Genomic DNA, 25717 nt, shown 5'->3' with positions numbered 1-25717 from the left:
TTAGTCTCCTGCTAAACGGACCCCGGTAAATTGCCACGCTTGATGTGGATAAAAGAAATTTCTATAGCTGATTCTGATATGATCCGATGGCGTAGCAAATGAACCGCCTCGAAGAACTTTCTGATTACACATAAACTTGCCGTTATATTCACCTACAGCATCTTCACGAGCCTTAAAACCGTGATACGGCAGGTAGGAGCTGGAAGTCCACTCCCATAGATCCCCCAGGAATTGGGTTTGCCCTCGACGGGCAGGCAGAGGTTTGAGGAAGCGTTTTTCCAGCAGATTGGCAGTAGCCAGTTGATCAAGCTGGCGCAAGTGACAAGCAGCAGCCTCCCACTCAAATTCCGTGGGTAGGCGCTTACCGGCCCATGTGGCAAAAGCATCAGCCTCATAGAACGACAAATGATGTACAGGCTCTGCCTCATTCAACGGCTGTAATCCGTGTAAGCTAAACTGTTGCCAACCGTTCTCAGTTTCCCTCCAATACAAAGGATGTCTGTGCTGATTTTGTTGAACCAAAGCCCAGCCGTCCGACAACCACAAGCGATGTTGCTGATAACCACCATCTTCAATAAATGCGAGGTATTCTCCATTAGTTACCAGGCGGGATGCTATGGAAAATTCCTGTACAAGCTGCTGATGGGCAGGACCCTCGTTATCAAAGAAAAAGTCCTCACCCTCACTACCAATGCCATAGCAGCCACCTGGAATCTCCAACCAGCGCAGTGGCTCAGCAGTTGCAGATTCCTCTTCCGGTATCCCATCACTATAAGCAGGAGCCAAAGGGTTCAGCGACAGAGCGTGCTTAATATCTGTTAGTAAAAGCTCCTGATGCTGCTGCTCATGATTGAGGCCCAGAGCTATGAGTGACGCCAAGTTTGATGAGCACGGGGAATCTTTTAACAGCTTCTCAATCCCAGTATCTACAGACTTGCGATAGGCGTAAACTCGATCAATATCCGGACGGGAAATCAAGCCGCGCTGCGATCGCGTGAATGGTGTTCCCAAGCTGTTGTAATAGGAGTTAAAAAGATGATGAAAGTGTTGATCGAAAGTCCTGTATCCCGGTAGGCGGGAATTAAGCACAAAGGTCTCAAAAAACCAACTGGTATGGGCCAAATGCCACTTTGTAGGGCTGGCATCCGGCATGGATTGGAGCTGCATATCCTCAGCGGACAAAGGCTCAGCAAGACGCTCTGTCTCCCCCCGAACTCTTCGATATGCTGTAAGAATTTGCTGCTGTACTTCTTCTAAAGATACTTCGCCTGCAAAAATTGCCATATCAATAATCGGTTACACCACATTTCTGTTCTATTGAAATCATCATACGCAGTTTTAGGTGTATTCCCACGAGCTTGCAGGCCTACATGAATGAAATCACGCCAGTTTGTTTACAGAAACAGAACTATGCAAAAAAAGGGCCGGTAAAACCGGCCCGCACTCTCATCATGTTAACATTAAATATTCAATTAAAATCGTGCAGTGAAATCAGCCCCATACATTCTCGGCATAAATCGCCACGCTGGACTGGCGCCAATGGCCGCACCTGTGCCGCCATAGCCACCGGCAATCTCCTCATCGGTAAGGTTCTGTACCCAGAGAGCTACAGAATAATTATCCGAAGCACTATTCCAGGCGGCTCGCAAGTTAAACAACTGGTAATCATCAACGATACGAGTGCGATCAGTAATCGAACCAATCCGCTCATCGGTCCAGTTGTAATCACCACGGAAAATAAATTCTCCTCCGCTGGCAAGGTTTACGGTGTACTCTGCCATTAGATTAAATTTATTCTCTGGAGTGGAAACCCTTGCCTGACCCACTTTTGAGTCTTCTTCCGTTTCACCAATAGCCTCGATGATTTGATAATCAGTGAATTCGGTATCCAAGTAAGAGTAATTACCGGCAATGAACAGGTTGTCTGTCGCAGCCCACTGCACTTCTATCTCAGCACCTGTACCCTCCGCATCGGAGTTCCTCAGGTTATAACTGGGAATCGGGGTGCCTACCAGGTCCAGTTCCTGTAAGTTTTTGTATTCATAGCTATACAGTGAAGCATTCAGGCGTACCCGATTGTCAAACAGGCTGCTCTTAAGACCCACCTCCAGGTTAACAACATCCTCCTGATCAAAAGAGGGTTCAACGCCCGGTCCAAAATTGAGGCTGTTAAACCCACCGGCCTTAAAGCCATCAGCCAGAGAGATATAGGTCATCATCTCCTCAGTCCAACGATAATCCAGCACGATACGACCGGAAATATCACTCCAGCTATCACTCAACTTGGAGTCTAGAACTGGCTGGCCATTATTAAAGAAGGCGATACCAAATAGCTGAGACCCCAGGTCTATTTCTGGGAACGTGATTACATCGATAACATTTCCATCACCATCGACTAGGGGCACTGGCCCACCAGAAAGTGACAGTGGAATACTGTTGCCATAGGCTGTTTCAATCGTGAAATCCTTTTGATCGTAGGTATAACGTGCACCTACCGTAAGGTCCATTTTGTCGGTGATACTCCAAGTCATATCTCCATATATGGCACTTGAGCGATAATCCCCGGTGTTACGAACACTCTCATTCCATGGCGTATCTGAAGCAACCCAAGGCTGAAAGCCAGCCATCATTTGCGCCACTACGGCATCAGCCTGCAGCATACTTCCCGTTACCGTACTCGGTGCTCCTAGGGCGGCAAGTAGAGCATCTACTTGCCCAGTTTGGAGCATCAAGTCATACACAAAAGTGGCACTGGCAACACCTTCACGCCCAGCTTGCTGAAGAAGTTGACGTGTAATAACCGCCATATCCTCTTGCTCTGTTTGAGTGAGGTCAGGATAAGCGGCCTTAACGCCCTCATACACAGCAAAGGATTCTACTGAACCGGTGGTGAAGTAAGCATAAGTTGTATGGTCTACCTCCTCCTGGGAATAAGAAGCACCCAAAGTCCACTTAATGTTGTCTGTGGCTCCATTCAACCTGAATTCCTGGGAGAACTGGCTCTGATCGTCCGTATTGGCCGAGCCAAACATATAATCCGGGTTTGCAGTGCCGTCTTCGTCCTGCTGGAGGTGCGCATCGAATTCACGATATGCTGTGATCGAAGTAAAAGTGAAGTTGTCGAAATCGCTTGTGACTGTCAGCGAGGTACCAAAAGAGTCACGATCCTCAATAGTTGGTGTATCCAGGGCAAAATCGCCAAATACGTCTGTTTCACCCTGTAGACTGGGCACTATAGTCGTACGTAAAGCACTGCCCTGATCCATCACGCCATAGTCAGCACGCCACAACACTTCAGTATCTTGAGTAGGCTCCCATAACACAGAAGCCCGGTAGGTCTGGGTATCCTGGTCACCTACGGAGAAGCCGCCAGCTAAGTTGTCTGCAAAAGGATCTCGGCGATTGGTCGACGCAGAAAAGCGCCCATACAGATTATCTGTAAATTGGCGGTTCACCAGTAAGTCCGATGACTGGCGCCCATAATTACCTGCAGTGAGACTCAATTGTGTGGAGTCATCTGCCTGCGGCTTAGTGGTGATGATATGGATCGCACCGCCGGTTGCATTGCGACCAAATAAAGTACCCTGTGGCCCTTTAAGTACTTCAACCCTCTCGATATCGGTTAGGGGGATTTCGGCACCAGCTCCACGACCGGTATAAACTCCGTCCACATAAACAGCAACAGCGGGATCTGATCCCACGGTCCAGTCATTGGTTTGGATGCCACGCACACTGTAAGTAGGCTGCAGCGCAGTATCATTGTGCATTTCAACGCCTGGCGTATATCTCCCCAGGTCAGTCAGATTTTTGACACCTGACTCTTTTATATTATCTCCAGTAAAAGCGGTAATCGCGATTGGAACTTCCTGTAGATTTTCCGCGCGCTTCTGGGCAGTAACTACTACCTCTTCAATTTCAGCAGCCTGCACATTACCACTGACAGCGGTAATGAAGGCAACGGCTCCAGAGAGGATAGATAGATTAAATTGACGGGTTTTTGCGGTTCTACCAACATCGTGCATCATCGCGTCCTCGCGTTTATTGTTATACAGCGTGATGATCTCGGTTTATTATTTTTGTTATTCCACGCCATCTTACGATCGCATTTTCGGATTTAAAACCCCGATATGACCTTTTTCTGGTGACTGGTCAGTTTTGCGAAGGAATGTGCGAAAAGACAGGTTAATGTGGGAAATTGTGTACAAAGTAACGTCACGAAAAGTTACCAATGTGTGTTCTGTAGTAACTCGCACAAGTCGAATGGTAATCTAACCCGATATGGCCAAGACCCAATAAAATAATATTTTGCAGGAAGAATTATGGCGCGCACGTCCTATCTAAAAAGCTGGAAGTTCCGCTTACCAATTATTTTGGCAGTCATTTTTGTTCTGGCTGCAGTTTCCATTTGGGCCTGGTGGCGATCAAGCCTGCCAATTCTGAGTGGCGAAATTGAAACTGGCTCACTTGAGGAGCCCGTCGTAATCCAGCGCGATGCCCAAGGGGTGGTCATGATTCAGTCCAAGGACCGAAACAGCTCCGCCTTCGCCCTGGGTTTTCTGCATGCACAGGAGCGCTTTTTCCAGATGGACTTGTTGCGCCGCAACTCCGCAGGTGAACTATCCGAGTTACTGGGCCAAGCCGCCTTGAAAAAAGATAAAAAGGTGAGAAGGCACCAATTTCGCAAGCGGGCAGAGCGAAATATTGCTGTCATGCCCTCTGATCAACGTGAGTTGCTCGATCACTATGTACAAGGGGTCAATTTCGGCTTGACTCAACTCGGAGCAAAACCTTGGGAGTATTTATTACTGGGACAAGAACCCCGCCCTTGGAATGCCGCCGACAGCTTGCTGGCAACTTACAGTATGTACTTGACGTTACAAAGTGAGGAAGGAAATTTTGAACGTCGCGATACTGCGCTAGCCGAACTCCTGCCTGAAGACCTATACGCTTTCTTTTTCCCTGCAGGCGGGACTTGGGATGCCCCTCTTTTCGGCCCAAATGAAGCTGAGATCCCTGTTCCCCAAACCCCCATATCTACACTGCTGAAAGCGGACGATCTTATTGTTTATCAGGAGATGGAGAGCGACGATAAAGTTTACGGCAGTAACAATTGGGTAGTTGGTGGAACATTGACTGAGCATGGCAGTGCCATCTTAGCCAATGATATGCATCTAGGGTTAAGTGTTCCGAACATCTGGTATCGCGCCGGTTGGAATATTCCCAGGAGCGATAGAAAAATACGCGGCGTCACCCTACCCGGCGGCCCAATTATTGTGGCTGGCAGTAACGGTGCGGTAGCCTGGGGGTTCACCAATACCGGCGGTGACTGGGGCGATCTTATCCCACTGGAGTTAAATGAGGGCGCTACCAAATATCGAACCCCGGATGGCTGGCGGGACTTCACCTTCGAGAAAGAAACTATTGCAATTAAGGGTAAAGAGGATGAGACACTAGAGGTCCGCAAAACAATCTGGGGGCCGGTCATCGGCCAAAACTATCGTGGAGTCCCGCTGGCCTACCGCTGGATAGCCCATGATATTCGAGGTGGCAACATGAACCTGTTGCGCATTGAGTCAGCCACCACCACACAACAGGCTCTGGATCTTGGACCAGAAATTGGCATTCCCCACCAGAATTTTGTTGTCGGTGACCGGGATGGCAATATCGGCTGGACTGTGGCTGGGGCTATCCCCCGTCGTGTTGGCTTTGATGGTAGTCGCTCAGTCAGCTGGGCTGATGGAGAGGCCTACTGGAATGGATACCTTTCAACCGAAGAGCAGCCACGCATTTACAATCCACCCACTCACCGTATCTGGACCGCCAATGCCCGCACAACCGACGGAGACTGGTTGAAATTGATGGGTGACCACGGCTATGCCCTCGGTGCCCGCCAGCAGCAAATTCGCGATGGGTTGCTCGCTCTTGAGCAGTTCGACGAACAAAGCTTACTAAATATCCAACTCGATGACCGCGCTATATTCCTGCAACGGTGGCAAGAGCACCTGGCTGGTTTTTTAAAAAATCAGGAGGGCTATAGCGAAGTTTACCAGCAGGTTCAGGATTGGGGCGCTCGCGCCAGTGCCGATTCAGTGGGCTACCGAATTGTGCGCAATTACCGCCTTAAATTTATGGAACTTAGCACTGCTCCTATCCTGGCCTACATGCGCAAGTTTGACCCCAAGTTTTCTTTTGGCCAATTAAAAAGACAATTTGAGTATCCTATCTGGGCACTGGCTCAGCAGGAACCACAGCAATTGCTTAATCCAGATTTTGAATCCTGGACAGCCCTCAAACTCGCAGCACTGAACCAGGTCTTGGATAAAATGGCTGCAACAGGAAGCCCTTTACAGCAGCAAACCTGGGGCGCTCAAAATACGGCTACTATTCGCCACCCACTTGCAAGAGCTATCCCTGCCATAAACTGGTTTGCTGCAATGCCCAGCGATGCACTGGCGGGGGATACACATATGCCCCGGTTCCAGTCGCCCACTCATGGGGCATCTGAGCGCATGGTGATTTCACCTGGACGTGAGGACTTGGGAATATTCCATATGGCAACCGGGCAGAGTGGCCATCCCCTCTCCCCATTTTTCGACAGCGGACATCGTGACTGGGTAGAGGGAAACCCTTCCCCCCTGATTGAACAGGAAACCCACTACAAGCTCACACTTCACTAAAGTAAAAATTGCAAGGACACCTCTTACAGGGGTGTCACGCCGTTTCATCGAGAATGGCAAAAGACAGGAAAAGGGTGAAGAAGCTGAGCCCAAGCACCAAAGGCAATAGTGGGAAACATAGCATCACCAGTGAAACCCCTATCCACAGCCATTTCACCAACTCTTTCTTTTGCCGGTAATGATAAGTGTAACGGCGGGAATAGTAGTCAGCTGGATCAACTAATGGAAACTCCCGCTGTTGCGGAAGGAAAAAGCGCACAATATTAGTGCAATAAAAGCAAAGGATCGCCAGCAGCATGCCACAAACCCCACTGAAAAATTACTCTCAGTATAGGTTCTGTGCCAAACTCAGCTGGACCCTAACCCACGCAGGTCTTCCAGGCTACTTTCTCAGCCAGGCTGGTACCAGTTCAGCTTCTCATGCAAACTGACGACTCCACCGATAATGGTCAGGGTTGGGGCGCGCACAGCTTTTTCTTCTGCCAGCGCTGGCAATGTGGAGAGGTCTCCCACAGTCACTCTCTGCGCCCGCGTAGTCCCCTTTTCAATCAGAGCTGCAGGTGTTTCAGGTGGCAACCCATGACGGGTCAGCTCGGTACAAATTGTCTGCAGCCCTGTCAGGCCCATGTAGAAAACCAATGTTTGGCCTGGCGACGCCAAATCACTCCAAGGCAGGTCGAGATTGCCCTCCTTTAAATGTCCGGTGACAAATCGTACCGACTGGGCATGATCTCGATGCGTCAAGGGAATACCCGCATAGCTCGCACAACCCGCAGCCGCAGTAATACCCGGTACTACCTGGAATGGGATTCCCGCTCCAGCCAGCCTATCGATCTCTTCGCCGCCGCGACCAAAGATAAAGGGGTCCCCGCCTTTCAGGCGCAACACCTTTTTCCCCTTACTCGCCAAGTCAACCAGTAGCTGGTTGATATCATCCTGGGGCACCGAGTGAAACGCCTTCCTTTTTCCAACGTAAATGCGTTCGGCGTCCCGACGTACCAACTCAAGTACCTCTGGAGATACTAAACGATCGTAAAGTACAACATCCGCCTGCTGCATCAGGCGCAATGCACGAAAAGTAAGAAGATCGGGATCTCCTGGTCCCCCACCCACTAAGTAAACTTCTCCTACTGGGTTGGGGCTGCCTTGCCACTCTTGTAACGCTTCAAGTAGCTCTCTCTCTGCATCTGCCAGCTGGCCTGCTTCCATTCGACTGGCGACGGGCCCGGCAAATACCCACTCCCAGAAATTCTTACGCCGGCTTTCTGGCAGTGCCGCTTTAACTTTAGCGCGCATCCGGGAAGCTAAGTCCACCAAGGACGCGACACTCGGCGATAGCAAGGCCTCAAGCTGGGCACGAATTCTTCGTGCCAGGACCGGGGCAGCTCCTCCGCTGCTGATCCCTATAGATAGATCCCCGCGCTCCACAATTGCCGGGAAAGTGAAAGTACACAGATCCGGAGCATCCACTGCATTAACGGGTAAGCGTACGGCCTGCGCATCGGCAGAAACCTGCGCATTGACTTCCGTACTGTCAGATGCCGCCACAACCAGTTCTGTTCGCTGCAAATATTCAGCAGAATAACCAGCCTCAAACCATTCCCCAGCTGAATCTGTCACCAGTTGGCGAAGCTCATCGGTAATATCTGGGGAAACCACTAACAAGCGCGCACCAGCTTTACTGAGCAAACGCGCTTTACGGGTGGCAATAGAACCACCGCCAACTATTAGGCAGGGGCGTTGTCTGACATCAAATGCGAGGGGTAAATAGCGCAACTTTTTATTCCATCAAATAGCAGGCGGAGCAAAATAAGTTCCGGCAACAAAAAAGGGCAAGCACAAAGCCCACCCTTTCAGATAACTGCCCTTAGGAAGCTGAGATAACTTCCTGGCCGCGCATATAGGGACGCAGCACTTCAGGAATCTCAATGCTGCCATCCTCGCGCTGGTAGTTTTCCAAAACCGCGATCAGGGTTCGTCCCACTGCGAGCCCTGATCCATTCAGGGTATGCACCAGCTCCGGTTTACCAGTTTCCGGATTGCGCCAGCGGGCTTTCATACGGCGGGCCTGAAAATCACCTACTAGAGAACAGGAGGAAATCTCGCGGTATTTATCCTGGGAAGGTATCCAAACTTCGATATCGTAGGTCTTGCGGGCGGCGAAGCCAATATCGCCACCGCACAACACTACAGTGCGATATGGCAGATTGAGTTTTTGCAGAATGGTTTCTGCATTCTGTGTAAGGGTTTCCAGAGCCTCTTCAGATTGTTCCGGACGTGTTACCCAAACCAGTTCCACTTTTTCAAACTGGTGCTGGCGAATCATGCCGCGGGTGTCACGACCGTGGGAGCCTGCTTCAGACCGAAAACAAGTCGTGTGAGCAACCAGTTTGTGCGGCAGGGTTTCTGCATCCTCAACAATATGATCTCTGTACATATTGGTTAGTGGGACTTCCGCAGTTGGAATCAGGTAGAAACCACGTTCATCTTTAAGCTTGAACAGGTCTTCTTCAAACTTGGGTAGCTGAGAAGTACCGTAGAGGGAGTCACTGTTCACAACTACCGGTACATTAGTTTCCTGGTAACCATGCTCTTCGATATGGGTATCCAGCATGAATTGCGCCAAGGCTCGGTGCAGACGTGCGACCTCGCCAGACATTACGGCAAAACGTGAGCCTGTCAGCTTTGCGGCCATTTCGAAATCTAAGCCACCCAACTGGGTTCCAAGATCCACATGATCCTTAACTTCGAAGCCGAATGCGCGTGGCTGCCCCCAGCGACGAACCTCAACGTTATCATCTTCGTTCTCGCCCTCAGGCACAGATGCATCTGGCAGGTTCGGGATTGCCGACAGGATCGCATCGAGTTCTTCCTGTAACTCAGTCAATGCATGCTTGGCATTTTGCAGCTCCCCCCCAAGGGACTCCACTTCTTTCAGCAAGGGCGCAATATCTTCACCATTGGCCTTAGCACGGCCAATATTTTTCGATTTACTATTGCGCTCGCTTTGCAAGCTCTCAGTGCGCACCTGCAATTCTTTGCGGCGCTCCTCAAGGGCTTCCAGTTTGGCAGTATCCAGTTCTACACCACGCTTTTTTAGAGCTGCGGCCACTTGGTCCATATCCGTGCGAATCAGTTTGGGATCGAGCATCGTTTCCAGTTCGCCTGCTATCAGGCTCCTACAACTTAAAATTAAATAAACTTGGGTTAAAAATAGCGTGTCGCCAAGGCGACAGCGGCTCCAGTGGCTAACAGACAACTCACCAGGCTGCCGACAACATAGCCAATTGCCACCAATGGCTGGCCATTGTGCCACAGTATCAAGCTTTCTAGGGAGAAAGTGGAAAAGGTAGTTAGGGCACCAAACAACCCGGTCATTAACAGGAGTCGCCATTCCTCCCCGAGCATTGCACGGTGAGTGATCAATATATAGGCAATTCCGATTAAAAATGAACCGACAAGGTTAACCACCAAGGTACCCAGGGGGAATTTACCGTTGAATACCGGATAGCACCATATAGTAACCAAGTGGCGAAAGATTGCCCCGAGAGCACCGCCAACGGCAATAGCCAGCCACTGCATTACTGCTTCCCCCTAATACCTATGGCTTGAATTTGTAGCGCTGCTGGCCACTCTCGCTATTGAGACGGCGCAGCATCTGCAATTTTTCAGCGATCTTCAATTCCAGCCCCCGCGGGACAGGCTGGTAATACTGGCGATCCGCAATTTCTTCTGGAAAATAGTTTTCTCCCGCGGCATAGGCATCGGGCTCGTCATGTGCATAGCGATACTCAGCTCCATGGGACAAGCTTTTTGCCAGCTTGGTGGGCGCGTTGCGCAAGTGGACCGGCACATCGTAGCTAGGCTCGCGACGTACATCTGCAACTGCGCGCTTATAAGCCGAATAGACTGCATTGCTTTTCGCTGCCACAGCGAGATACGTAATCGCCTGGGCGATTGCCAATTCCCCCTCTGGGCTGCCAAGTCTCTCCTGCACATCCCAGGCGTTGAGAGCTAACTGTAATGCGCGCGGGTCTGCGTTGCCTATGTCCTCACTGGCCATACGCACCACTCTGCGGGCGACGTAAAGTGGATCACAACCACCATCCAGCATCCGTATAAACCAATAAAGTGCAGCATCTGGATCGGAACCACGTACAGACTTATGCATGGCAGAAATCTGATCGTAAAAATAATCACCACCTTTATCGAAACGACGCACATCAGCGCTGAGCACTTCAGCAAGTACACTTTCATCGACAACCAACTGTCCCGACTGCTCTTTGGCGAGGTCACAGGCCACCTCGAGTAGATTGAGCGCACTGCGCGCATCGCCATCGGCCGCACGCGCAATCTTGAGCAACAACTCATCTGGTACACAGGTATTGCGGTCGAGCAACTGTTGATCGGTTCTCAATGCACGCTGCAAAAGGCCCGCTAGATCATCTTCGGGAATGCTGCGTAACAGATAAACTCGGCACCTCGATAGGAGCGCATTATTTAACTCGAAAGCGGGGTTCTCGGTGGTGGCGCCAACGAAAGTTACAGTGCCCTCCTCCACATAGGGAAGAAACGCATCCTGCTGGGCCTTATTGAAACGATGAACCTCATCCACAAAAAGGATAGTGCCGCGGCTGGATTGCATCCTGTGTTGCTCGGCCTCCGCTACTGCCTGGCGAATATCCTTTACTCCAGCCAGTACGGCAGAAAGTGTGGCAAAGCGAGCATCACACTCCTGGGCGAGTAATCGGGCGAAAGTAGTTTTACCCACTCCCGGTGGCCCCCAAAGAATCATTGAGTGCAGCTGACCACGCTCCACCGCCTCGCGCAACGGTTTTCCCTCCCCCAATAAATGCGACTGGCCCACATAAGAGGCCAGAGAGTTAGGCCGCATACGAGCAGCCAGGGGTTGGTGTCTTTGAGGGGAATGAAACAGATCACTCATCTTTGATAATGTCGGTACCAGCTGGCGGTTTAAAGTTAAATATAGAATCGGACAATTTCGGGTTTGCCTTCATACCGCTAAATTTAATTTTGGTGGTCTGCCCCATTCCATCACGCACAGTCATGGAATCAGGCAAGCCATCCTTAGCAAAGTGGATTTCCATTGCCTTAAAAGGGGCTTTGGGGTTTTTGGGAGTCAGGTGATAAACACCATCTTTGAGATTTACATCAAAGGATTTACGGATCTCTTCTACTTTGCCTCCAAGCAACAACGCCGGAGTTTCCTTAATGCGGGTGTCAACCGGCCGCACGGTTACCTGCTCCAGGTCCGGGTCGTAAAGCCACAGGGTTTTATTGTTGGTAACCAACAATTGCGCATAGGGTTCCCCTGTTTTCCAGCGGAGCTTTCCCGGCCGTTGCACAGAGAAGTTACCGTTGCTCTCCTGGGTTACCTTCCCGCGCTCATCAATAAGGGTCTGCTTGAAGTTTCCAGACAGCGCCGCCAGTGGTTGCAACTGTTTGCTGAGATCATCGGTAGCATCGGCCCAGGCGGCACTGGTCGCAACGGTCAAACTTAGTAATAAGTTGCGCAGAACACTTTTCATAATTGAATTCCAGTGTGTTGATTTCCTTAAAGGTTAGCCGCAGCCAAGTGAACTGTAGCTTAACCCCCACCTCCCCTTTTCGGACTCTTCAGCTTAAGCGGGAGGCGGTGCCAATACCTCGCGGTTGCCATTATGCCCCGCAGGGGAAACAACACCAGCAGCCTCCATGGCATCGATAATTCGCGCGGCCCGATTGTAGCCGATACGCAATTGGCGCTGCACAGAAGAAATAGAGGCTTTCCGGGATTTTGTTACAAAGGCTACTGCCTCATCATAGAGGGCATCAGCCTCTGGGTCTTCATCCTCCCCTCCCTCAGATTGCAGGCCGGGTACTGGGATACTGTTATTGCTGTCATCAATGATGCCATCAATATAATCTGGCTGTCCGCGACGCCCCCAATCTGCAACTACCTTATGCACCTCATGGTCATCCACGAAAGCACCATGTACCCGCACAGGCACACCACTGCCGGGGGGCAGGTACAACATGTCACCGTGCCCGAGTAGCTGCTCAGCACCACCCTGATCGAGAATAGTCCGAGAATCCACTTTAGAAGAAACCTGGAAACCAATACGGGTAGGCACATTTGCCTTGATCAAACCAGTAATCACATCTACTGAGGGGCGCTGGGTCGCGAGTAGCAAGTGAATTCCTGCGGCACGGGCCTTCTGTGCGATGCGCGCAATCAACTGCTCCACTTTTTTACCGACGATCATCATCATGTCGGCAAATTCATCGATAACCACCACGATAGCGGGAAGCGATTTCAGCGCTGGAGCGGTCTGATCCTCTTCGGGCACGCTCAGAGCAGGATCCGGTTGCCACAATGGGTCGAGAAGTGGCTCCCCAGCTTCTTCCGCCTCCTTCACCTTGCGGTTAAAACCTGCCAGGTTGCGCACACCCATCGCAGCCATCAGCTTATAGCGGCGCTCCATTTCACCAACACACCAGCGCAGACCATTGGCTGCATCATTCATATCAGTAATAACCGGTGTAAGAAGGTGGGGGATGCCCTCATAAACAGACAACTCCAACATCTTTGGATCTACCAAAATCAGGCGGACCTCTTCAGGAGTCGACTTGTAGAGCAGACTGAGCAACATTACATTGATGCCGACCGACTTACCGGAGCCGGTAGTCCCGGCTACAAGAAGGTGTGGCATCTTCGCAAGATCAGCCACTACAGGCTGTCCGGAAATATCGTGGCCCAGGGCCAGTGTTAATGGCGACTTGGCATTATCGTAAACATCTGCCGATAACACCTCACTAAGACGCACCATCTGGCGATTCTCATTAGGAATCTCAATTCCCACCACTGACTTGCCAGGAATTACCTCCACAACGCGCACACTAATCACCGCCAGGGAGCGCGCCAAGTCTTTGGCCAGGTTGGAAATTTTACTGACTTTCACTCCTGGGGCTGGCTGGATTTCAAAGCGAGTTACCACCGGACCGGGTAGAACAGAAACCACCTCAGCGACCACTCCGAAATCCTTTAGCTTTAGCTCAAGCAGCCGGGATAGGGCCTCCAAAGACTCTCGTGAGAAGCCTGCTTTCTTGTTTTGATCGGCAGGGTCCAATAATCCCAGAGGCGGCAAAGTACCGGTAACAGGACCACTTTTAAAAAGCTCTCCCTGTTTCTCTTTGGCTGCACGCGGGCTTTGCTTGGGCTTGGGTGCTGTGGCTTCAATCTTCGGCGGGATTCGCTTCGCTGTACGTTGCTTTTCTTCTTCTACCGCAGCTTTGCGCACCACTATGGCCTCACGCGCTACCCGCACCTCGGTTCGTTTTTGGCGCCAGCGCTTATAAAAACTAATGAGCAGAGCAAACAATCCCAGCACGTTGCGCCCAATAGATTCCGCCAATTTTAGCCAGGACAAGCCTGTAAACACGGTAATGCCAATAGCAAATATCGCCAGTAATAAAATTGTGGCTCCCACATAACCAAGGCTTGCACCGGTAGCACTGGAAAGCGCTGCACCTATAATTCCACCATTGGAAAACGGTAACGGGTTGTCTGCTGGAGCAAAACATAATGTCGCCAACGCTGCGCCACTGACCAACACCAGGATTAATCCAAAAACCCTGAGGGCAAAGAGAGGACCATGGAAGCGAGCATTGCGATCACGCAAAATACGGTATGCGCGCAAGCCGATCAGCAATGGAAATATGTAAGCCATCCAACCAAGCAATGACAAACATACATCCGCAAGCCAAGCGCCAGCTGGGCCGATAGCATTGTGAATTTGACTGGACTGCCCGGTATGGGACCAACCGGGATCCTGAGAGTCGTAACTCAGCAGACTGATCGCGAGTAATAACGCCCCAGCTAGTAAACTGATCAATGCGCCTTCGCGAATCAAACGGGCGATCAGTGAATCCGGCAAAGCGCCGCTCTTGTCAGAGGTCTCTTCAGTAGCACTTTCGGCCTTCAATGGCTTACCTCAATACTAATTTGTTGTTTGTAGAATGATTAGCAAAACCGGCACCTGTCTAAAATTTATGCCGAATTTTTGAAGATTGGCTAAATATAAAGCTTTTCAGCTCAGCTGGGGCCAGCCTTACCATCTAACTTTGACCCAGTTTTCTATCCAGCTCTCTACCCTAGTCTTTTTATGAGTAACATTCAGTTAGTTCGCTCGCGGATTGTGCACATTTGTTTTTCGCCAACTTGGCTTATATGCGCGAAAGAAGCAGTAGATACCTTGATAGATGGATCCTCCCCACTTTCCTTCCAGGATGCCCCATGTCTTAAGCTCACCGGTATCCTATTTCGCGCAAACCGGTTCAAAGCAACCAGTTTACTGCGGTCTTCGGCCAATTCAGCACCCAGTATGGCTTCCATACTAAAACGATAGACAGTACAGAAACTTGTACTACTTCATCAAAGTCAGCACTCTTGAAGTGCCATAGCAACTGATTCTCTCAGAGAAATTAGCGATCAAACGTCTGGCACTCACAATGAACTGGCATGCTGAATTTTTGTACAAAATCTATAAAAGCAGCCTGCAGAATGCCAGTACCAGGCAATAACCCCCAAACTATGAGCCGTCCTCCAGGCTTCAATCTCAATAAGCCCCCTGAATGACTATTGGCTGATCAACACTAATCACCTAGTGCAAGCCCATTTTGTGCACCACCGCATCAAAAGATTCCTTTTGGAGGGCAATGCCTGGCGTCTTTAACGAAGACTTCAACACTTCCGGGGAAATCTTTGTGGCGCCAAGAACATCCACAGTGCAGACATTGTACCCATCCGCAACAATATCGCACCTGGCTTTAAGGCTGAGCGATACGATCTCCGCCAAGTCCGGTGGTCGTGCTGGCTTGCGCGATGGTGTCCACTGGGATTCAAAACAAAAAGTGGCCGGATAGAAAAAACGTCATCCACTATCTCTCACTGATGCGAAGGTCTGGACTGCCTCATTCAAACTGAAATAAGGGCGGGGTGCCCTATCCTGCTGCTGACAGTCTCAGGCCCCCACCTGCCCCTACCTAAAATCCAAGGGCAACATCTGAACCAATATAAAACTGGCTGGCGCCTAACCTTTAGGCACAACCTTGTTCCGTTCCAAGAATTAACTTTGATTAAATATAATTTCATATATATCAATGAATTAGCTTATCTTGCTAAGGTAATTTATTCACATGATCTGTCATCATTTAACCACTGTCGGGGGAGCCTCTGTCACACACCTCTCTCACAGATAGCACTTTCCAATGGAACAAATTAAGGCAAACTATTTCGCCCATTTGTAACTATCGCCTATTATATCCGCCAACTTGATAGTCTCGGCTGATCAAAAAGTAGCCAGACTTGTGAAACCCGGTTCGCCGGGGAAACTTTGCACACCGACAGTCTTAAAGAGAATTTCATGAGCAACAATCATCATCGACTGATCATTCTCGGCTCGGGCCCCGCAGGCTACACTGCCGCCATTTACGCTGCCCGCGCTAACCTGAATCCTGTAGTTATCACCGGTATGCAGCAAGGTGGGCAGCTGACCACCACAACCGAAGTTGAAAACTGGCCGGGCGGCATCCCTGATCTGCAGGGCCCAGATTTGATGGTACAAATGCAGCAACACGCAGAGCGTTTCGACACCCAGGTCATTTTCGATCACATTGAATCTGTTGACCTCAACCAGCGCCCATTCACCCTCAAGGGCAATGAGACTTACACTTGTGACTCACTGATCATCGCTACTGGCGCCTCAGCCCAGTACTTAGGTCTTCCGTCCGAGGAAGCCTTTCAGGGGCGCGGTGTGAGCGCCTGTGCAACTTGCGATGGTTTCTTCTACCGCGATCAAAAAGTAGCAGTTGTAGGTGGTGGTAACACCGCCGTTGAAGAGGCGCTTTACCTGTCCAATATCGCCAGTGAAGTAACCCTGATTCACCGCCGCAATGAACTGCGTGCGGAGAAAATTCTGCAGGACCGCCTGATGGAAAAAGTGGAAAACGGCAACATCAAGGTTTGCTGGCACCACACTCTGGACGAGGTTTTGGGCGATGACAACGGCGTAACGGGACTGCGGGTTCGTAGCACCCAGGACGACTCCACCAAAGAGCTGGATGTGTCCGGTGTATTTATCGCCATTGGCCATAAGCCAAATACCGGCATCTTTGAAGGTCAGCTGGAAATGAATGGTGGCTATATCATCGTTCAAAGCGGCCTGGAGGGTAATGCCACCCAAACATCCATTCCCGGCGTATTTGCAGCCGGTGACGTCTCTGATCATATCTACCGTCAGGCTGTAACTTCTGCCGGCACCGGCTGTATGGCAGCCCTGGACGCCGAGCGCTTCCTGGACGCCCAGTAACACCCTCCCACTCCGGGTGGAATCTCTCCGCCCGGACCCCCGCCATCTCCTCGGACAGGAGTCAGCTTGTGGCAAGGAATACCCAAAGCCGCTTGATGTGGCTCGATGAAAACCATATCGACTTCCCCCCTACTAGAGCGGCATTGGATGATCCCAACGGTTTGCTCGCAGTTGGCGGTGACCTATCACCAGACTGGCTGCTCGCAGCGTACCGACGCGGGATATTCCCCTGGTACTCCGACGAGCAACCCATTCTCTGGTGGAGCCCCTCACCACGCTGTGTAGTTATTCCCCACGACTTTAAGATCGGGCGAAGCCTTCGCAAAGTACTGCGCCGCGGAGCCTTTCAGGTTACATTTGACCAGGCATTCGAGGAGGTCATCGATGCCTGCCGCGCGCCCAGGTCCGGCGAAGATGGCACCTGGATCACTGATGAGATGTGCCAGGCCTACGTAGATATGCATCATCTCGGCCATGCCCACTCTGTAGAGGTGTGGCGAGAGGGCAAGCTTGTTGGAGGACTCTATGGACTGGCCATTGGCAAAGTGTTCTTTGGCGAGTCGATGTTTCACAGAGAAACAGACGCTTCCAAAGTCGCTTTTGTCCACCTCATTCGGCAATTAGAATTGTGGGGCTGCCCGCTCGTCGACTGCCAGGTTAGTAACCCGCACCTGACCAGCCTGGGGGCCATTGAATTGTGCCGTAGGGATTTCGAACAATTGCTGGAAAGCGGAATTAGACAGCCCGCATTTCCACAGCCTTGGAAGCTTTGTTGGACTTATGGGTAAATATTCGCAACTGGATTCTGTACGCTTGCTGGCCACGCTGCCCCACCCCTGCGGCTACCTGCCGGACCGGGAGGCCACCACGGTATTTGTGGACCCCCAGACAGAGGTGGACCAACGCCTGTACAACCGTCTGTCCGAGCTGGGTTTCCGCCGCAGTGGCGCCTACCTATACCGCCCACAATGTGCCACATGTAGGGCTTGCATTCCGGCAAGGGTGCCGGTGAACCTGTTTGTACCAGATCGCAACCAGCGCCGCTGCTGGAAACGCAATCGAGACCTGGATATCTTCCACATCGAGTCTATTGATACTGACGAGCACTACGAGTTGTATGCTCGCTACATTGAGCAACGCCATGCCGACGGAGAGATGTATCCACCCAGCCGGGAGCAATACCGAAGTTTCCTGAGCCAGGCTTGGGGAGCCACCCGCTATATTGAGTTGCGCGCTAGGGGCAAGCTGGTTGCAGTAGCTGTTACTGACCTGCTCACTGCTGGCCTCTCTGCCATCTATACTTTCTTCGACCCGGATGAGGACAAGCGCAGCTTGGGCAGTTACTGCATTCTCTACCAGATTGAATGGGCCAGGCGACTCGGACTCCCCAATCTCTACCTGGGTTACTGGATAGAGCAGTGCCACAAAATGGCCTACAAAAGCCAGTTTCGACCGATTGAAATGCTTAAGGAAAACCGCTGGAGCCTGAAGTCTCTCTAAAGCACTAGCACACGCCCTTTGCTCTATTCAGCCTTTTCGTGCAAAATGCTCGCCCGTCAAGCCGCGGCTAGGCCAAAGCGCCACCGGGGTAAATGGTCTGATCAAGTTATTTGAAGGTTGCTGCCGCATGGCAAAAGACGATTATATTGAAATGGAAGGCGAGGTGATTGACACCCTGCCAAATACCACTTTCCGCGTAAAGCTGGAAAACGGACACGTGGTAATTGCGCACATCTCTGGAAAAATGCGCAAAAACTACATTCGTATCCTCACTGGCGATAAGGTCAAGGTGGAACTCACCCCTTACGACCTGAGCAAGGGCCGCATTACTTACCGCGCCCGTTAAACTGCTCGCCTGGGGAAGTGCCTTACGGGCCGCTTGTCCAGACAAAAAAAAGCCACCGCAAGGTGGCTTTTTTCGGTTGAACCTGAGGTAAAGTCAGGCTGGAACCGCAGTTTTTATCGCCAGCTCATCACCCTCGATAGTGACCGCAACACGCCCACCCTCTTCTGCCAATTCACCGAACAACACAGCTTCGGCCAGGGGCTTGCGCAGCTTGTCACGAATCAGGCGTGACATTGGACGCGCACCCATTTTTTCATCATAACCACGAATTGCCAGCCACTCGCGGGCCTCATCATCTACAGCCAAGGTTACGCGGGAATCATCAAGTTGCGCCTGCAGCTCAACAATAAACTTGTCCACCACCGTCTTCACCACATCCAGCGGCAATGACCCGAACTGGATAATGCTATCCAAGCGATTGCGGAATTCCGGCGTGAACATTTTCTTGATCTCCTCCATGCCGTCGGTGGAGTGATCCTGATTTGAAAAGCCAATAGAACGCCGACTCATCAGCTCAGCACCTGCATTGGTGGTCATGATGAGAATAACGTTGCGGAAATCAGCCTTGCGGCCGTTATTGTCAGTCAGAGTACCGTGATCCATCACCTGCAATAACAGGTTAAACACCTCTGGATGTGCTTTCTCAATTTCATCCAGTAACACAACACTGTGGGGATGCTTGGTCACAGAATCAGTCAGCAGTCCGCCCTGATCAAAACCGACATAGCCCGGCGGAGCACCAATCAGACGGGAAACCGTATGGCGCTCCATATACTCGGACATATCGAAACGAATCAACTCGATTCCCATCACTTTAGCCAACTGGCGACACAGCTCAGTCTTCCCGACACCGGTTGGGCCCGAGAAGAGGAAGGAACCTATGGGCTTCTCCTCCGCACCGAGACCCGCCCTGCTAAGCTTGATCGCCGTACTCAGCGCCTCAATGGCACTATCCTGGCCAAACACAACCATCTTCAGGTTGTCGTCCAATTTGGATAACTGTTCCTTATCCGATGCCGATACGCTCTTGGCTGGAATCCGGGCCATTTTCGCAATCACGGACTCAATTTCACCAACTCCAATTACTTCCTTCCGAGTCTCCGCAGGTAGCAGGGATTGGTAGGCGCCGGCCTCATCAATAACGTCAATTGCTTTATCCGGCAGGAATCGCTCGGTGATATGGCGACTGGAAAGCTGTGCCGCGGCATCCAGGGCCGCATCGGTAAAACGCACCTTGTGGTGGTCTTCGAAACAACTCCGTAACCCCTGCAGGATTTGGATGGTTTCTTCAACCGAAGGCTCACTGACATCAATTTTCTGGAAGCGCCTGGAAAGTGCCCGATCTTTTTCGAAAATCCCACGGTACTCAGTAAATGTCGTTGAGCCTATACAGCGCAGCTGGCCACTGGAAAGCAGTGGCTTAAGCAGATTGGAGGCATCCATCACTCCACCGGAAGCCGCACCCGCACCGATAATCGTGTGAATTTCGTCAATAAACAGTACTGCGTGCTCGCGCTTTTTTAATTCAGCCAACAATGCTTTAAAGCGCTTTTCAAAATCTCCCCGGTATTTTGTCCCGGCCAGAAGGGAGCCAAGATCAAGGGAATAAATAGTGCTGTCTTTGAGCGGTTCAGGAATATCTTCGTCCACTATACGGCGAGCAAGCCCCTCAGCAATGGCGGTCTTACCAACACCAGACTCACCAACAAGCAGCGGGTTGTTTTTGCGGCGCCTGGCCAGAACCTGGGTTACCCGTTCCACTTCGGGCCCACGCCCTACCAGGGGGTCAATGCGGCCGAGGATAGCCTCTTGGTTCAGGTTGGTCGCATAACTTTCCAGTGGATCGGAGCCACCTGGCTCTGCACCCCCGCTGATCTCTTCATCAACCTGTTCAGGCGTCGTATCGGAGCCATGGTGGTGATTATTACCACTGGATCCTACGCGGGAAATGCCATGGGTGATGTAGTTCACCACATCAATACGAGCAACACTCTGCTGTTTCAGATAGTAAACAGCCTGACTTTCCTGCTCACAAAAAATAGCAACGAGGACATTAGCCCCTGTGACTTCCTTTTTACCGGATGACTGGACATGGAAAACGGCCCTTTGCAGGACCCTCTGGAACCCGAGTGTGGGCTGAGTCTCACGGTCTGTATCAGCCTCTGGAATTAATGGCGTTGTGGAGTCTACGAACTCCAGCAACTCACGTCGCAACGCGCTTAGATCGGCTCCACAGGCATGCAACACATCAGCCGCAGATTCATTGTCCAAAAGCGCCAGCAATAGGTGCTCTACGGTCATGAATTCGTGCCGTTTAGCGCGCGCACCCTTGAACGCCAGATTAAGCGTTACCTCTAAGTCCTTGCTGAGCATCTAAACCTCAAACCCTAATCGCCAATATTTCCCGCCGACTCCGCTGGTAGGCGCGCACCCTTTGCCGGCGTCTATATCCTGGCTGATTCCCTTCAGGTGACGGGACCCTTGTTTAAAAGCAGCTCTATTCAAGATCAATCTTCTTTACTTTCATCCGCCTCAATTTCGCATAACAGGGGGTGCTCATTCTCCTGGGCGAATTGATTGACCTGCGCGGCCTTTGTCTCCGCTATATCCCGAGTATAGACACCGCACACTGCTTTTCCCCGCGTGTGTACTTGCAGCATCAACTGCGTGGCGCGCTCCCGGTTGACTGAAAAAAACAGTTCCAAAGTCTCTACAACAAAGTCCATGGGGGTGTAGTCATCGTTGAGCATAATGACCTTATACATGGGAGGCTGCTTTAACTTGGGTGGCGCCTCCTCCAGTGCAAGCCCGCCATCGGAATCCTCCAAGTCGTAACTGTCTCCCTCTGACATATCGGAGCTTAGTGTAATGATCTGCGGAATACTCATAACAATTATCAATGAATTTTTTAAAGCCTCGATGTTGCAACCTGCGCAACTATCAACAACCTGCCATTGTAACCTTATTTGACCAACGACACAGAGACATCACAGAGTCCACCTGCGTTTCTTGACATTCCCATACCAGTTGACTACAAGAGTTAGTGCCTGCACGTTCACAGCCGTTAATCGCAGATAGGATCGCAGTCGATTAATCCGCAGGTCAAATAAATATAAAAACTCTGTAAGGTGGCCAACTGGTCACTCAGGCAATTAGAGGGAATTCGTTATGCCTACCGGTACCGTGAAGTGGTTCAACAACGCAAAGGGATATGGGTTTATTCTTGCAGATGAAGGAGGGGAGGATCTGTTCGCGCACTATTCCGCCATTCAGATGGAAGGCTACCGAACCCTGAAAGCTGGTCAGCAAGTCACCTTTGATATCGTCAGGGGCGATAAAGGCTACCACGCCGCCAATATTTCTACTGTGCCCTCGGGCGATATGCCCACTGCCAGCAAACCTTCCATTCCAAACTCCGAACCGGCCTATGCCGAGAGCGTGAGAGAAAAGGAAGCGGAGGCTCTCGACTAGCCTTATTGCGGCAAGTTCGCACGCAAAAAAAGGCCCTTCACTGCACAGTGAAGGGCCTTTTTACTATCGGAGCTGAGCCTCAAAGCCCGGCATCCAATTTGGCACCTTATGCCATGTGCTTGATAACTTCGTCACCAAACGCAGAACAGGACTTCAGCTCAGCACCGTCCATCAGACGCTCGAAATCGTAGGTTACAGTTTTGGCTTCGATAGCACCTTCCATACCCTTGATTACCAGGTCAGCAGCTTCGTTCCAGCCCAGGTGACGCAGCATCATCTCAGCGGAAAGAATCAGGGAGCCCGGGTTAACTTTATCCTGGCCAGCGTACTTGGGCGCAGTACCGTGAGTCGCTTCGAACAGGGCAACGTCGTCGGACAGGTTTGCGCCCGGAGCGATACCAATACCACCAACCTGTGCAGCCAGTGCGTCAGACAGGTAGTCACCGTTCAGGTTCAGGGTAGCAATTACGTCGTACTCCGCCGGACGCAGCAGGATCTGCTGCAGCATTGCGTCAGCAATTACGTCCTTAACAACGATTTCCTTGCCAGTCTTCGGGTTCTTGAAGCTGTGCCAGGGGCCGCCGTCCAGCGGCTGAGCGCCAAACTCGTCGCGAGCCAGCTCGTAACCCCAATCAGCGAAGGCACCTTCGGTAAACTTCATGATGTTGCCTTTGTGTACCAGGGTTACAGAATCGCGATCCTGGTCCACAGCGTACTGGATAGCCTTGCGCACGAGACGCTTGGTACCTTCTGCAGAAACCGGCTTAACACCGATACCACAGTTCTCAGGGAAACGGATCTTCTTAACACCCATCTCGTCCTGCAGGAACTTGATAACTTTCTTAGCTTCGTCAGTGTCGGCTTTCCACTCGATACCAGCGTAGATATCTTCGGAGTTTTCACGGAAGATAACCATGTCTACCTTGTTCGGCTCTTTAACCGGAGAAGGTACACCGCTGAACCAGCGCACCGGGCGCTGACATACGTACAGATCCAGCTCCTGACGCAGGGCAACGTTCAGGGAACGGAAGCCTCCACCTACTGGAGTGGTCAGAGGGCCTTTAATGCTAACAACGTAGTCTTTGATCGCTTCGAGGGTTTCAGCCGGGAACCAGTCGCCAGCGTAAGTCTCTGCCGCTTTCTCACCGCAGTAGATTTCCATCCACTCGATTTTCTTTTCGCCGCCGAAAGCTTTTTCTACAGACGCGTCGATCACCTTGCGCATTACCGGGGTGATATCCACACCGATGCCGTCACCCTCGATGAAAGGAATAACCGGGCGATTCGGAACATTCAGCGAACCGTCGGAATTGACTGTAACTTTTTCGCCGTCTGCCGGCACTTGGATATGACCCATATTGCGTAAACTCCCAAAATTCTATGACTTTTTAGGTCCAGCGTTGCTTGCACCGCTCCCCCGGGACCATTGGGCGGGGATAAAAAACGGCGGGATTATAGCAGCCTCGGTTAATTTTTGTAGTTGGATTACAATACTCAATTTTTCTTATGGCAAAGATTATTCTCCTCAACAAGCCTTTTGGCGTATTAAGCCAATTTACAGATGATCAGGATCGCGCCACTCTGGCTAACTATATCCAGCACAAGGGATTCTATGCGGCGGGCCGCCTGGACTACGATTCTGAAGGTTTACTACTGCTGACTGATGATGGAGCGCTACAACATCAAATCAGCCACCCCAAGCGGAAGATGCCCAAGACCTATTGGGCCCAGGTGGAGGGTGAAATTACTGATGATGCTCTTTATATGCTCAGGCAAGGGGTAGACCTGAAGGATGGCCGAACCGCACCTGCCAAGGCCAGGCGCCTGCCTGATATGGAGCCCTGGCCCCGCACACCGCCAATTCGCGAACGCAAGTCGATTCCAACCAGCTGGCTGGAGCTGACTATTTCCGAGGGGCGGAATCGCCAGGTAAGGCGGATGACTGCAGCGGTCGGCTTCCCTACCCTGCGGCTAATCCGGGTGGCGATAGGCAGCTGGAAGCTCGACTCATTAAAGCCTGGCGAGTATCGAACAGAAGAGGTTTTTGGCGCCCCCAAACCCCGAACAAAACCAGCACTCAACCGCAATCGACCGCGCCGAAAGCGATAATCTATAACGGAAGATCAAAGCGGTCTTGGTCAAATGGGGCGTTCGCAGGTAAAATTCGCCCCCCTTTCATGCCAGTGAAGTAGTGACTGTTCTTCTTATGCCTGATTCCACCCTCAACAAACAGCTAAAGCGCATCATCGTCGGTATGTCCGGCGGTGTGGATTCCTCTGTAGCCGCACACCTGCTGATCCAGCAAGGCTACCAGGTGGAAGGCCTGTTCATGAAAAACTGGGATGAAGATGACGGCACAGAATACTGCACCGCCAAGGCAGACCTGGCGGATGCCCAGGCAGTCTGTGAAAAGCTTGGTATCAAATTACATACCGCTAACTTTGCCGCAGAGTACTGGGACCACGTATTCGAATATTTCCTGGCAGAGTATAAAGAAGGACGCACCCCCAACCCGGATATCCTTTGTAACCGGGAGATCAAATTTAAGGTTTTCCTTGAATATGCCGAGGTTCTCGGGGCTGATGCGATTGCTACCGGGCACTACACTCGCCGCCGTGATATAGATGGCCGCACCTATCTACTCAAAGGACTCGATGGCAACAAGGATCAAAGCTATTTCCTGCACGCCGTTGGAGAAGAAGAGTTTGCCCGCTCCCTTTTTCCGCTGGGGGAGCTGGAGAAACCGGAAGTCCGACGTATTGCCGAGGAAAATGGCTTTATTACTCACAATAAAAAGGACAGCACCGGTATCTGTTTTATCGGTGAGCGTCGCTTCAAGGACTTTCTTGAGCAATATCTGCCCGCACAACCCGGGGATATGGAAACGCCGGAAGGTGAAACAATGGGGCGTCATGCGGGCCTGATGTACCACACCATTGGCCAGCGCCAAGGCCTGGGTATCGGCGGCGTAAAAGGCGCCGGTGAAGAACCCTGGTATGTTGTGGGTAAGGACCTGGAGCGCAATGTATTAATTGTCGCACAAGGCGCACATCATCCCCTGCTATACGCAACTGGCTTAGAGGCTAGCCAGACGCACTGGATTAACGCAGCCGCACCAGGTGAAACATTCCGCTGCCAGGCTAAAACCCGCTACCGCCAACCAGACCAGGACTGCACAGTGCATGTACAGGAAAATGGGAGCTTGGTCGTAGCGTTTGATGAGCCACAGCGTGCCATCACGCCAGGTCAATCCCTGGTACTGTATGATGGCGAGGTTTGCCTCGGTGGCGCGGTTATTGAGCGAGCCACAGGCATCGGCTCCGCCATACCGGAAAAATACAAGAAGCACTAAG

At 51.4% G+C, this 25717-nt stretch carries 21 protein-coding genes; 9 read left to right on the top strand and 12 right to left on the bottom strand.

Translation table 11 applies throughout. The features are described 5' to 3' along the window. Both egtB and ACJJJB_RS07295 read right to left on the bottom strand, forming a co-directional pair. Positions 1–1284, bottom strand: coding sequence for an ergothioneine biosynthesis protein EgtB (gene egtB / locus ACJJJB_RS07300; RefSeq protein WP_353375351.1), 1284 nt, complete (start codon positions 1282–1284; stop codon positions 1–3). A gap of 188 nt (positions 1285–1472) precedes the next feature. Then, the gene (locus tag ACJJJB_RS07295) at positions 1473–4025 is read right to left on the bottom strand and encodes a TonB-dependent receptor (protein WP_020415275.1); all 2553 of its coding nucleotides are present in this window, start codon (positions 4023–4025) and stop codon (positions 1473–1475) included. Between the two features lie 294 nt (positions 4026–4319). Between ACJJJB_RS07295 and ACJJJB_RS07290 the strand changes: the two genes are divergently transcribed. Beyond that, the gene (locus tag ACJJJB_RS07290; RefSeq protein ID WP_445365958.1) at positions 4320–6677 is read left to right on the top strand and encodes a penicillin acylase family protein; all 2358 of its coding nucleotides are present in this window, start codon (positions 4320–4322) and stop codon (positions 6675–6677) included. Between the two features lie 34 nt (positions 6678–6711). Here ACJJJB_RS07290 and ACJJJB_RS07285 read toward each other — a convergent pair whose 3' ends face one another. From ACJJJB_RS07285 to ACJJJB_RS07255, 7 genes are all read right to left on the bottom strand, one after another. Continuing rightward, complete coding sequence (locus ACJJJB_RS07285) at positions 6712–6975, bottom strand: hypothetical protein (protein ID WP_020415273.1); 264 nt, start codon at positions 6973–6975, stop codon at positions 6712–6714. Between the two features lie 92 nt (positions 6976–7067). Next, positions 7068–8453, bottom strand: a complete 1386-nt coding sequence (gene cysG, locus ACJJJB_RS07280; RefSeq protein ID WP_020415272.1) for a siroheme synthase CysG — start codon at positions 8451–8453, stop codon at positions 7068–7070. A gap of 91 nt (positions 8454–8544) precedes the next feature. Beyond that, positions 8545–9828, bottom strand: a complete 1284-nt coding sequence (serS, locus tag ACJJJB_RS07275; RefSeq protein ID WP_282950714.1) for a serine--tRNA ligase — start codon at positions 9826–9828, stop codon at positions 8545–8547. Positions 9829–9884: 56 nt separating this feature from the next. Then, positions 9885–10259 carry a fluoride efflux transporter CrcB gene (crcB, locus tag ACJJJB_RS07270; RefSeq protein ID WP_444945103.1) on the bottom strand — a complete coding sequence of 125 codons (375 nt, stop codon included), beginning with the start codon at positions 10257–10259 and terminating at the stop codon, positions 9885–9887. 19 nt (positions 10260–10278) lie between these two features. Beyond that, positions 10279–11622: a replication-associated recombination protein A gene (locus ACJJJB_RS07265; protein WP_445365957.1), complete on the bottom strand. Its 1344-nt coding sequence runs from the start codon at positions 11620–11622 to the stop codon at positions 10279–10281. Continuing rightward, positions 11615–12226, bottom strand: a complete 612-nt coding sequence (gene lolA, locus ACJJJB_RS07260; protein ID WP_020415268.1) for an outer membrane lipoprotein periplasmic chaperone LolA — start codon at positions 12224–12226, stop codon at positions 11615–11617. The genes ACJJJB_RS07265 and lolA overlap by 8 nt, the downstream gene beginning before the upstream one ends. Positions 12227–12319: 93 nt before the next feature. Further along, complete coding sequence (locus ACJJJB_RS07255) at positions 12320–14662, bottom strand: DNA translocase FtsK (RefSeq protein ID WP_445365956.1); 2343 nt, start codon at positions 14660–14662, stop codon at positions 12320–12322. 733 nt (positions 14663–15395) lie between these two features. Between ACJJJB_RS07255 and ACJJJB_RS07250 the strand changes: the two genes are divergently transcribed. The 5 genes from ACJJJB_RS07250 (at position 15396) to infA (ending at position 18893) form a co-directional block, all read left to right on the top strand. Continuing rightward, a complete protein-coding gene (locus ACJJJB_RS07250) occupies positions 15396–15602 on the top strand; it encodes a hypothetical protein (RefSeq protein WP_445365955.1) in 207 nt (68 codons plus the stop codon). 500 nt (positions 15603–16102) lie between these two features. Then, positions 16103–17047: a thioredoxin-disulfide reductase gene (gene trxB, locus ACJJJB_RS07245; protein ID WP_020415265.1), complete on the top strand. Its 945-nt coding sequence runs from the start codon at positions 16103–16105 to the stop codon at positions 17045–17047. A 95-nt stretch (positions 17048–17142) separates the two neighbouring features. Continuing rightward, positions 17143–17835: a leucyl/phenylalanyl-tRNA--protein transferase gene (gene aat, locus ACJJJB_RS07240; protein ID WP_444902641.1), complete on the top strand. Its 693-nt coding sequence runs from the start codon at positions 17143–17145 to the stop codon at positions 17833–17835. Then, the gene (locus ACJJJB_RS07235) at positions 17828–18547 is read left to right on the top strand and encodes an arginyltransferase (protein WP_020415263.1); all 720 of its coding nucleotides are present in this window, start codon (positions 17828–17830) and stop codon (positions 18545–18547) included. Before aat ends, ACJJJB_RS07235 begins: the two co-directional genes overlap by 8 nt. Positions 18548–18674: 127 nt before the next feature. Continuing rightward, positions 18675–18893, top strand: a complete 219-nt coding sequence (gene infA / locus ACJJJB_RS07230) for a translation initiation factor IF-1 (protein WP_010130378.1) — start codon at positions 18675–18677, stop codon at positions 18891–18893. A 93-nt stretch (positions 18894–18986) separates the two neighbouring features. Here the strand turns inward: infA and clpA are convergent, their stop codons facing one another. Continuing rightward, positions 18987–21266 (bottom strand): ATP-dependent Clp protease ATP-binding subunit ClpA, encoded by a 2280-nt coding sequence (gene clpA / locus ACJJJB_RS07225; protein ID WP_020415262.1) that lies wholly within the window; start codon positions 21264–21266, stop codon positions 18987–18989. A gap of 134 nt (positions 21267–21400) precedes the next feature. Further along, positions 21401–21781 carry an ATP-dependent Clp protease adapter ClpS gene (gene clpS, locus ACJJJB_RS07220; RefSeq protein WP_020415261.1) on the bottom strand — a complete coding sequence of 127 codons (381 nt, stop codon included), beginning with the start codon at positions 21779–21781 and terminating at the stop codon, positions 21401–21403. 280 nt (positions 21782–22061) lie between these two features. Between clpS and cspD the strand changes: the two genes are divergently transcribed. Further along, the gene (gene cspD / locus ACJJJB_RS07215) at positions 22062–22364 is read left to right on the top strand and encodes a cold shock domain-containing protein CspD (protein ID WP_444945108.1); all 303 of its coding nucleotides are present in this window, start codon (positions 22062–22064) and stop codon (positions 22362–22364) included. Positions 22365–22470: 106 nt separating this feature from the next. Here cspD and icd read toward each other — a convergent pair whose 3' ends face one another. After that, on the bottom strand, positions 22471–23721 hold the full coding sequence (icd, locus tag ACJJJB_RS07210; RefSeq protein ID WP_020415259.1) for an NADP-dependent isocitrate dehydrogenase: 1251 nt from the start codon (positions 23719–23721) through the stop codon (positions 22471–22473). Between the two features lie 149 nt (positions 23722–23870). On the opposite strand from icd, the gene ACJJJB_RS07205 reads away from it, so the two are divergent. After that, on the top strand, positions 23871–24473 hold the full coding sequence (locus ACJJJB_RS07205) for a pseudouridine synthase (RefSeq protein ID WP_020415258.1): 603 nt from the start codon (positions 23871–23873) through the stop codon (positions 24471–24473). Positions 24474–24570: 97 nt separating this feature from the next. Next, entirely contained in the window at positions 24571–25716 is a 1146-nt protein-coding gene (mnmA, locus tag ACJJJB_RS07200) for a tRNA 2-thiouridine(34) synthase MnmA (RefSeq protein ID WP_444945109.1), read from the top strand. Position 25717: the final 1 nt, after the last annotated feature.

It is taken from the genome of Microbulbifer variabilis (assembly GCF_052468405.1).
The sequence above is the reverse complement of the archived record's forward strand: the minus strand, read 5'-3'. Positions and strand labels throughout refer to the sequence as shown.